Origin of the sequence: Moorena sp. SIO4E2 (assembly GCF_010671945.1) — a bacterium.
Classification (GTDB): Bacteria; Cyanobacteriota; Cyanobacteriia; order Cyanobacteriales; family Coleofasciculaceae; genus Moorena; species Moorena producens.
On the sequence record NZ_JAAHIE010000676.1, the window covers coordinates 1 to 3,387 of the forward strand.

A 3,387-nucleotide genomic window follows, 5' to 3' on the forward strand; every position below is an offset into this window, starting at 1 on the left:
TTTGAAGAAAACAGGTAAGCGTAAAGTCACAACGTCGAAGCCTGTGCCACAAAGCTAACGGCTGACCGCTGACCGCTGACCGCTGAATGCTTGCTTACCTACTCCCGACTCCCGACTCCCGACTCCCTAAAATCAAAATGCGTGAATCTGACAAAGTGCGATCGAGTCAGCAAGGTAAAGCCAGACTCAAACAAGCTTACAAAGACGCTAGACTGACTCAAGAGAAACTAGCACAGCAAGCCAATGTCTCTGTGGATACCGTTAAACGCTTGCTTGGTACTAAAGATTGTCCTCATGGAGTAGAAAGATGGGCAGTTAGAAATATTTGCAATGTTCTAAAGATTAAACCAACTGAGATCGTTGATAGAAAAGACTGGGAGCCTCAACACCAGTTACCACCAGAGTTTGAACAACTTATTCAAGACAAAACTCACTTATTTTGCGGACGTGAGTTTGTATTTAAGGCTATTGAAACCTTCTTCAGCAACACTGCTCAGGGCTACTTTACTGTTATTGGTGATGCTGGGATGGGTAAAAGTGCCATTGCTGCTAAATATGTATTAGAAAATCCAGACGCAATTTGCTTTTTTAATAGTCGTGCTGAGGGCATGAATCGTCCAGAATTATTCCTCAGAAAAATCCGTCAACAATTGACCACTCGTTACCAGTTGCCAGATGCTCAAGATGCTGATTTATCAACCTTGTTGGCTAAGGTTAGGGAAAAATTATCTGCCGGTGAACGGTTGGTGATTGTTGTGGATGCTTTGGATGAAGTTGACCAAGAGGGAGCTGGTAATCTTTTATATTTACCGACTATTTTGCCAGACCGTGTTTATTTTATCCTGACCAGAAGACCCTATAATCAGAATCAGAAAAGGCTGCAGTTATCTCCTGCTACACCAAGCCAAGAATTGGATTTAAGGGAAAACTCTCAACAAAGTCATCGAGATGTAAAAGACTATATTTGGCAATTGCTGAATCATCCAGACTATAAACAGGGATTGAGTCAGTGGATTAAGAACCAACCTTCCCTCTCTAATCAGCAGTTTGTGGAAGAGATTGCGGCAAAAAGCGAAAATAACTTTATGTATTTGCGCTGTGTGTTGCCAGCCATCGCCGATGGGTTTTATAATGATAAACCTTTGGATGAATTACCCGTAGGGTTACAAGGCTATTATGAAAGCCATTGGCAGCTGATGGGGATGACAACCAAGCCTTTACCCAGGGCTAAAATTAAAATTGTTTATGTCATGTGTGCTTTACGTAGTGCTGCTTCTCGTAAAATAATTGCCAACTATTCTAAGCAGGATGAATTTACCGTGCAGGAAGTGCTTGATGGATGGCAGCAATTTTTACATAAGCAAGAAACTTATCGACCACCACGTTATCGATTTTATCACGAAAGTTTCCGAGATTTTTTGCATCGACAGGATATTGTGCAAGCGGCGGGTATGATGTTACCTAATATTAGTGTTGAAGTTGCGGATAATATGACAGAAGGGCTGGAGTTATGAGTAATCTTCGCAGTTTTGTAGGGTGCCTTAGGGGCGGTTGCCCTAATTTTCCGCCTCTTCGTGCTTGGTTTTGACAGCCAGCCCCGTAATGCACCACCGGCTCAAATAGCAAAAGTGAGATACACCCCTTGAATTATGAGTAATCTTCGCAGTTGGTTAGGGCAAAAGTCACCAGAAGAAATAGAGCATTTCTTGGGTGAACTTCCGCGTTTGTGGTTAGAAGGTGGTCAACTTCATAAATTATCTCTTTTGTTGAGTAACTATGAGTTTATCGAAGCCAAGATTAATCATCATGAATTTGGCATCAAAGCACTGATTGAAGATTACGAGTTGATTAATGATATAGACGTATCTCATCCAGACTACAGCGAGCAAACGATAACATCCCTGAAGTTAATTCAGGGAGCCTTGCGACTATCAACACATATCTTAAGTCAAGATCCAACGCAGTTAGCAGGGCAACTGTCAGGGCGTTTACTAGATTGTGATACCCCAGAAATTCAAGGATTATTACAACAGATAACCCAAACTAATACCACTTATTTGCGTAGCTTGAGGGCTACCTTGACTCCCCCTACTGGAAGGTTACTCTCTACCCTAATTGGTCATGGTGACTCCGTAAATGCCGTTGCTGTCACACCAGATGACACCAAGGTAATTTCTGGTTCATCTGACCACACCGTTAAAGTCTGGAATTTGAATACAGGTGCAGAAATTAGAACATTAACAGGTCATAGTGCCCCTGTAAATGTTGTAGCAGTTACTCCCGATGGCACCAGGGTCATTTCTGGTGCCTCTGATAATACAGTTAGAGTCTGGAATTTAGCAACAGGTATAGAAATACAGAGATTTAATGGTCATAGTCTCCCAGTAGTTGCTGTAGCCGTTACTCCTGATGGTAAGAAAGTGGTTTCAGCATCAATTGCAACCAAAAAGTCTATGAAAGTCTGGGATTTGGAAACTGGGCAAGAAGAGTTAACCCTAAAAGGTCATAGAGACATAGTGAGAACTGTTGCGATCACCTCTGGCAATCGTGTAATTTCTGGGTCAGACAACGGGACTATCAAGGTTTGGGATTTAACAAATGGGGAAATGCTTTTCAGGAATATACATGGAGATAAAAGATACGCTGGTTATCCTGTTTTATTTACACAATCGGAGGCAGTATATGCAATTGCAGTTACTCTGAACGGTAAGTGGCTAATTTCTGGTTCTGGTCATAAGGGCAAAAATATTATTATAATCTGGAATTTAGAAATGCGAACAAAAGCTTTCATCCTTGAAGGTCATAACAATCCTATTAGTGCTCTTGCTGTTACACCTGACGGTAAACAGGTAATTTCTGCTTCCTTCGATAATACTATTAAAGTTTGGGATAGAGAGTCTGGAAAAGAAATTTTGAGTTTTATTGGTCATGATTACTCAATCTATGATATTAAAGTAACACGAGATGGTAAGAAGATTATTTCTGCTTCAAAAGATAAAACAGTCAAGGTCTGGAATTTAGAATCACAAGAAAAACATGTTGAATTAATAGAAAACAAAACTTCAGTAAATGATGTAACCATTACTACCGATGGTAAGCAAGTAATTTTTGGTTTACAAGATAATTTCATAAAAATTTTTAGTTTAGGTTTAGGCAAAAAAAACATAAATTATAGTTTTGATAGTACTCAAAACTATCAAAATAATCTAGTTTTAATAATAAAAAATAATCTAACCAAATATATGTTTTTCTTTTATTTATGGACTTCAAAACTATTAATAACAGTATTGAATTCTAGGGTTTATCTAATAATGATAATAGTTAATTATTTATTAGCATGGTCTTTGATGCTCTTTATAATAAAAATAATCAAAGATATTTTTAAAA

Annotated in this window: 2 protein-coding genes; both read left to right on the forward strand. The window is 38.9% G+C overall.

What is annotated here, in order from left to right:
• Window positions 1–86 precede the first annotated feature (86 nt).
• A complete protein-coding gene (locus F6K37_RS35230; RefSeq protein ID WP_287255504.1) occupies window positions 87–1,514 on the forward strand; it encodes an AAA family ATPase in 1,428 nt (475 codons plus the stop codon).
• Between the two features lie 135 nt (window positions 1,515–1,649).
• On the forward strand, window positions 1,650–3,387 hold a 1,738-nt coding region (locus F6K37_RS35235; RefSeq protein WP_287255506.1), incomplete at its 3' end, for a WD40 repeat domain-containing protein.

Excerpts from the sequence above, each read along its gene's own strand:
- F6K37_RS35230 (WP_287255504.1), top strand. The coding sequence starts at position 87 with ATGCTTGCTTACCTACTCCCGACTCCCGACTCCCGACTCCCTAAAATC.